This window comes from Sphingopyxis sp. SCN 67-31 (genome assembly GCF_001725095.1).
In genome coordinates, this window is the sequence record NZ_MEFH01000164.1 from 1 (window position 1) to 6375 (window position 6375).

Consider the following 6375-nt stretch of genomic DNA (forward strand, 5'->3'; position numbering starts at 1 on the left):
GCTGTCCCCCATCGATCGACTGCTCGCGATCATGCGTCAGTTGCGCAATCCCGATGGTGGGTGTGAGTGGGATTTGGCGCAGGACTTCACAACGATCTCACCTTACACGATCGAGGAAGCCTATGAGGTTGCCGACGCCATAGCCTCCGGATCGCCCGATGCGATTTGCGACGAGCTTGGCGATTTGCTGCTCCAGGTCGTCTTTCATGCCCAGATTGCCACCGACAAAGGCCTGTTCGGGTTCGACGACGTCGCCAATGCGATCAGCGACAAGATGGAACGGCGCCACCCGCATATCTTCGGCGATGCAACGACGCATGACGTTCGCCAGCAATGGGAACAGATCAAGGCGGCCGAGCGCAGCGCCGACGGCGCCAAAAGCGTGCTCGACGGCGTGGCGTTGTCACTGCCGGCGCTGCTGCGCGCCCAAAAGCTGCAAGGCCGCGCTGCGCGGGCGGGATTCGACTGGCCCGATATCGACGGACCGCGCGCCAAGATCGCCGAAGAACTGGAAGAAGTCGAAACGGCCCCCGACGACGCAGCGCGTGCGGAGGAAGTTGGCGACCTGCTCTTCGCGGTCGTGAACTATGCGCGGCACCTCGGCGTCGATGCCGAAAGCGCACTCCGTGACGCCAACGCCAAGTTCGCGCGCCGCTTCATGGCCGTCGAAGCACGCGCCGGCGCCGACATGGCGCATATGCCGCTCGATGCGCTCGAAGCGCATTGGCAGGCGGTCAAGGCTTCGGAAGCCCCTTAGCCGGCCAGAGGCGGCGGAAGCGGGCCTGATCGGCGGGATCGAGCCGAACGGTGAGCACATGCCCCTCACCCTCTGCCCTGTTATCAAGGACTTCGCCGCGGGCGTGGAGCCAGGCAAGCGCCTCCCCTTCGTCAAAGCCGAGAAAAATCTGCTGTATTTCGTGCCCTTCGGTTAGCCGCGCCGCCATCAGCGTCCGCGCCGCCTCGACGCCCTCACCCGTGAAGGCCGAAATGACCGCGACGTCGCTGCGCCGTGCGGCAATCTCGACGATCTCGGCGCGCCGCTCCGGCCCCGCAGTGTCGATCTTGTTCCAGATTTCGATCTGCGGAATCGGGTCGGCGGCGTCCTCCCCTTCCCCGTCCTGCGGCCCATTGACCCCGAGCGAGTCGAGGATCGCCTTGACGTCGTCATATTGCGCGTCGCTGTCGGGATGGACGATGTCGCGGACATGGACGATCAGATCGGCCGTCGTCACTTCCTCGAGCGTTGCGCGGAAGGCGGCGACGAGTTCGGTCGGAAGGTCGGAGACGAAGCCGACCGTGTCGGAGAGGATTGCCTTGTCGATCCCCGGCAGGCGGATTTCGCGCATCGTCGGATCGAGCGTCGCGAACAGCATATCTTCCGCCATGACGTCACTTCCCGTCAGGCGATTGAAAAGCGTCGATTTTCCGGCGTTGGTATAGCCGACGAGCGCGACGACGGGCCAAGGTGCCCGCTGCCGCTTGGCGCGTTGGAGTTGGCGCGTGCGCCGCGCATCGTCGAGCTGGCGGCGGATGCGCGCCATACGATTGCGGATCATCCGGCGGTCGGCCTCGATCTGCGTTTCGCCGGGGCCGCCGAGGAAGCCGAAGCCGCCGCGCTGGCGCTCGAGGTGGGTCCAGCTTCGCACCAGCCGTCCCGCCTGATAGTCGAGATGTGCCAGTTCGACCTGCAATCGCCCCTCGGCGGTCGCGGCGCGCTCGCCGAATATCTCGAGGATCAGGCCGGTGCGATCGATCACCTTCGTTCCGAAGGCGGTTTCCAGATTGCGCTGCTGGATCGCGGTCAGCGCGGCGTCGACGATGACAAGTTGCACGTCGTGCGCCGCAATCGCGGGCTTGATAGCCTCGATCTGACCGACGCCGATCAGCGTTGCCGCGCGCGTCTGGCGGAGGCGCAGCGGATGCGCTGCCACCACCTTGAGCCCGATCGCGACCGCGAGCCCTTTCGCTTCCTCGACGCGCGCGTCGAGATCGCGCGACAGGCGCTGGCCGTGCCATTCGGGCACGACAAGCAGCGCGGGCGCACCGCGCGTTACCTCTTCGGCGCTATCGGACATCGGGTCGATCAGGCGTCGCCGTCGGCTTCGCCATTGTCGGTCAGATTGATCGGGCCGTTGGGCTGAACCGTCGAAATGGCGTGCTTGTAGACAAGTTGCACCTGGCGTTCGCGTTCGAGCAGCATGCAGAACAGATCGAAGGCGACGATATCACCCTGCAGCATGACGCCGTTGACAAGGAACATCGTCACCGACTCTTCGGAACGGCGCACCGCATTCAGGAAAACGTCCTGAAGCGCCTTGCCCTTGGCGGTGGGAACTTCGCGCACATCGGCGCCGAGCGAGGCCAGGTCGAAATCATGCGACGGCATGATCGTCGAGATCGCGTGCTTGTACACGAGCTGCGACTGGCCGTCGCGGCGGAGCAAGAGCGAGAAATTGTCGAACCAGGTGATTATTCCCTGCAGCTTCACGCCCTTGACGAGAAACATCGTCACCGGGGTCTTGCTGCGACGCAGAGCGTTGAGAAAAAGATCCTGAAGATTCTGGTTTTTATCGGACACATTTGCCTCCTGTTTTTGGCGGCCGAGCCGCGGGTTCGATGCGCCGACGATGAGCCCCTTGTCGTCTTCGCAGCCGCAATATGCGGCAAAGAGCGGATCAGGTCTAGGGTAAAGCCACTACCCTTCGCCGTCCTGATTCTCGGTCAATCCCAACAGCTTCAGCTTTCTATGGAGAGCCGAACGCTCCATCCCGATAAAGGCTGCGGTGCGCGAGATATTTCCCGAGAAGCGATTGATCTGGATGCGCAGATATTCGCGTTCGAAATTCTCGCGCGCCTCCTTGAGCGGAATCGCGGTGATCGATTCGCTGTTGGGCAGAATATCGGTGCCGCCGCGGACCAGCTCCGAAGGCAGCATATCGGCATCGATCCGGCCGAGCCGATCGCTCGGCGCGAGGATCATCACTCGCTCGATCACGTTGCGCAATTCGCGCACATTGCCGGGCCATTCATGCGCCTGGAGCGCCGCCATCGCCTCCGAGCTGATCTCGGGCGGCGGCACGCGCCGTTCGGCGGCATAACGGCCGACGAAATGGTCGCAGAGGCTCGCAATATCATCGCGCCGCTCGCGCAGCGGCGGAATGTGCACGGGCACGACATTGAGGCGGTAATAGAGATCTTCGCGAAAGCGCCCTTCCGCGATTTCGCTCATCAAGTCGCGCGCGGTGCCCGAAATGATGCGCACATCGACGCGGATCATCGTTCGCCCACCGACACGCGTGAAGCTCTGGTCGGTCAGGACGCGCAAGATCTTGCCCTGCGTCGTCAGCGGCATGTCGGCGACTTCGTCGAGGAAGAGCGTCCCGCCATGCGCCTGTTCGAGCAGACCGACGCGGATCGCCCCGTCGTCGCTTTCCGACCCGAACAATTCGATCTCGACCGTTTCGGGGTCCATCCGGGCCGACGATATGACGCGGAAAGGTGCATTCTGTCGCCCGCTCCAGCCATGGAGCACGCGCGCCGCAACCTCCTTGCCGACGCCGGGAGCGCCGGTGACGAGCACCCGGCTGCCGGTTCCCGCCACGCGTTTCAGCGTCGCGCGGACATTGTTGATCGCGGTGCTGCTGCCCGTGAGTTCGTCGGCGGGACCGGCCTTTTCGCGAAGCTGTTCATATTCGAACTTCAGCCGCTCGCTCTCGGTCGCGCGCGCGACGAGGTGCAACAGACGCTCGGCCTCGAACGGCTTTTCGATGAAGTCGTAGGCGCCGCGGCGGATCGCCGCGACGGCGGTGTCGAGACCGCCATGGCCCGAAATGACGATGATCGGCAGCGTCGGGTCGAATTCCTTGATCGCCTCGACCAGCCCCAATCCGTCGAGCCGCGACCCCTGCAGCCACACGTCGACCAGCGCGAGCGACGGGCGCCGCTGGCGGATCGCTTCGAGCGCGGCATCGCTGTCGGAGGCGGTCCGCGCTTCATAGCCTTCGTCTTCCATGACGCCGGCGACCAGTTCGCAAATGTCGCGTTCGTCGTCGACGATCAAAATATCAAGCGCCATGTTCTTCTCTGTCCTGCCGGTTTCTGATGCGCCCCGGCACCGATTCAATCTGCCCTGTTGGAACTCCCCCGCCCTTGCCAGCCAATGGCCGCAGGCGATCGGCGTGCAGCGTCAGCGTGACCTGCGTCCCCCGCCCTTCCGGATTGTCCGAAAATTCAAGCTCGCCATAATGTTGCTCGACGATCTTCTTGACGATCGCAAGGCCGAGCCCCGTCCCGCCCTGCCGCGTGGTCATATAGGGTTCGGCGATCGCGTCGCGCGCCTCGGGCAGCCCGATGCCATCATCGGTGACGCGGATGACCACCGCATCCTGCGGGCCGATGTCGAGTTCGGCGCGGATATGGCCCGAAACCGGGCCATCCGATTTTTTCGTATTTTCCTCGATGGCCTCAACCGCATTTTTGACGATGTTCGTCAGCGCTTGCGATAGCAGGCGGCGGTCGCAGACGAGCGGCTCGATCTCGTTCGGCGTCTTGACGCTGAATATGATGTCGGGCTTCGCGACCTCGAACAGGAACACCGCCTGGCGCAGGATGTCGCGCACATCCTCGACCCCGAAGGTCGGTTTCGGCATTCGCGCGAAGCTGGAAAATTCGTCGACCATGCGGCGCATATCGTGGACCTGCCGCACGATGGTGTCGGTCAGCTTGCGGAAGGTTGCGGCATCGCCCTCGACCTTTTCGCCGAAGCGGCGCTGCAAGCGTTCGGCGGCGAGCTGGATCGGGGTCAATGGATTCTTGATCTCATGTGCAATGCGGCGCGCGACGTCGGACCAGGCGGCGCGGCGCTGATCGAGCAGCTGCTGGGTGATATCCTCGAAGCTCAGCACGAAGCCGTCGCCTTGCGCGACCGCCTTGGCCGCGAGCGTCGCGGGTTCGGCATCGCGGCGGGCCAGCTGAACGATCCCTTCCTGCTCCCCGCCGCTCAGGAGCGCGGCCAGTTCGGGCGCGACATCGCCGAGGGGTTGCCCGGTCAAGGTCTCGGCGCTTTGCCCGATCAGGCTTTCGGCGGCGGCATTGGCGAGAAGAATGCGATGCTGCGCATCGACCGAGACGACCGCCGAGGAGACGCCGCTCAGCACTGCCTCGATAAAGCTGCGCCGCGTTTCGAGCTGTTCATTGACGTTGACGAGCGCGCTCGTCTGTCCCTCAAGCTGCTCGGTCATGCGATTGAAGGCGCGCGTCAGCACGGCAATCTCGTCGTCGCGGGCCGGCGGCGTGACGCGCACCGAAAGATCGCCCCTCGCCGCGGTGCGCGTCGCGACGATCAGGGTGCCGAGCGGGCGCGTAATGCGGTCGGCGACTACGATCGCAGCGACAACTGCAAGCGCCAGTAACAGAAGCGAGCCGAGATAGAGCGCGCCGTTGAACTGGAGCTGGAGCTGCTGCGATCGCTGGAACAGATCGTTATAGTCGGCGAGCACCGTGCTGGCGCGCATCGACTGTTGGAACCCCGGCACATTGGCGTCGCGCGACGCATAGACATAAGCCCGCGGCTGGCGCGGAAGTTTTGTCACCGCTTCGATGCGGTCGGGCTGAACATTCACGACGACCTGTTCGCCGGCGTCGAGGCGCTTGACCGTCGCAGGCGTCAGGCGGCTTTCGACTGCGCGTTTGTCGGGGTCGATCATCGCGGCCGTGCGCGGAATGCCGTCGGTTCCGATCTCGATGATCGCGGATTCGTTCAGGCTGCGCACCACAACCTGCTGGAAATAATAGTCGGAAAATTCGGGACTATCGATCGCAACGCGGCCGAGTTGGTCGCTCAAATCCTTAGCCATCGCGAAGGTATTGGCGCTGACTTCGCGCTGATTTTCCTGATAATATCCCTGCGCCAGACTGGCGGCATTTTCGAACATGCCGCGCGAGCGGTCCGAGAACCAGAAATCGACCCCGAACTGGAACAACAGCGAGGCGAAGATCACCACGAGCAGCGTCGGCGTTGCAGCGATCAAGGAAAACAGCGCCACGAGACGCACATGCAGCCGCCCGTTGCCGCCGTCCATCGTGCGTTCGGCGCGCGCACGGGCCACGCGGCTGCCGATCAGGACGATGAGCGCCATCGCGGGAACGAGGTTGGCGACCATGATCGCCGCGACGAGCGCCGGGGTCAGCAGCCGCTCGCTCTGCGCGTCGCCGGTGACGAAGATGTAGGTACCGATCGCGACGCTCGCGATCAGCGCGAGCGTATAATATTCGGGTGCGCCGAACCGCCACCAGCCGCTCCGCGCGTCCGTATCACCGGGTTCGCCGTCAAGAGCCGAGGGGAAAGGCTGCGTCATTGTGGCTGCGATACGACAA

General features: G+C 64.1%; 5 protein-coding genes. 1 reads left to right on the top strand and 4 read right to left on the bottom strand.

All coding sequences use genetic code 11. From position 1 onward, the window contains the following. Nucleotides 1-19 precede the first annotated feature (19 nt). Nucleotides 20-757 carry a nucleoside triphosphate pyrophosphohydrolase gene (mazG, locus tag ABS88_RS22655; RefSeq protein ID WP_502686178.1) on the top strand — a complete coding sequence of 246 codons (738 nt, stop codon included), beginning with the start codon at nucleotides 20-22 and terminating at the stop codon, nucleotides 755-757. Here mazG and hflX read toward each other — a convergent pair. From hflX to ABS88_RS22675, 4 genes are all read right to left on the bottom strand, one after another. Further along, nucleotides 735-2075: a GTPase HflX gene (gene hflX, locus ABS88_RS22660; RefSeq protein WP_234178972.1), complete on the bottom strand. Its 1341-nt coding sequence runs from the start codon at nucleotides 2073-2075 to the stop codon at nucleotides 735-737. The genes mazG and hflX overlap by 23 nt on opposite strands. An 8-nt stretch (nucleotides 2076-2083) precedes the next feature. Then, nucleotides 2084-2578 (bottom strand): RNA chaperone Hfq, encoded by a 495-nt coding sequence (gene hfq, locus ABS88_RS22665; RefSeq protein ID WP_003051691.1) that lies wholly within the window; start codon nucleotides 2576-2578, stop codon nucleotides 2084-2086. 117 nt (nucleotides 2579-2695) lie between these two features. Beyond that, entirely contained in the window at nucleotides 2696-4075 is a 1380-nt protein-coding gene (gene ntrX / locus ABS88_RS22670) for a nitrogen assimilation response regulator NtrX (RefSeq protein WP_003051693.1), read from the bottom strand. Further along, on the bottom strand, nucleotides 4065-6375 hold a 2311-nt coding region (locus tag ABS88_RS22675; RefSeq protein WP_353745134.1), incomplete at its 5' end, for a sensor histidine kinase. The genes ABS88_RS22675 and ntrX, both read right to left, overlap by 11 nt.